Source organism: Aquabacterium parvum (assembly GCF_001447195.1).
Classification (GTDB): Bacteria; Pseudomonadota; Gammaproteobacteria; order Burkholderiales; family Burkholderiaceae_C; genus Aquabacterium; species Aquabacterium parvum.
Window position 1 is genome coordinate 1 of the sequence record NZ_LFRI01000446.1, and the last position, 273, is coordinate 273.

Genomic DNA, 273 nt, shown 5'->3' on the forward strand with positions numbered 1-273 from the left:
GGAGACAACTCGGGCCAGTGGCACCCGCACCTGCACATGATCGCCTTGGCCGAGGTCGAGCCCAGCCAGGAGCGCTTGTCGCGGGATTGGCACCAGATCACCGGGGACAGCTTCATCGTTGATGTGCGGCCCATCGGTGGAGATCCCGCCGAGGGGTTCATGGAGGTTTTCAAGTACGCCGTCAAGTTCAGCGATCAGCCGGTTGCCGATACATGGCATGCCTTTCAGACGCTCAAGGGGAAACGCCTTCTTGGTTCTGCTGGGTGCTTCCGA

1 pseudogene is annotated in these 273 nt (G+C 61.2%); it reads left to right on the forward strand.

From position 1 onward, the window contains the following. Positions 1-36: 36 nt before the first annotated feature. Positions 37-273 (forward strand): annotated as a pseudogene (locus tag ABG80_RS17590) (protein rep); the annotation flags it as partial.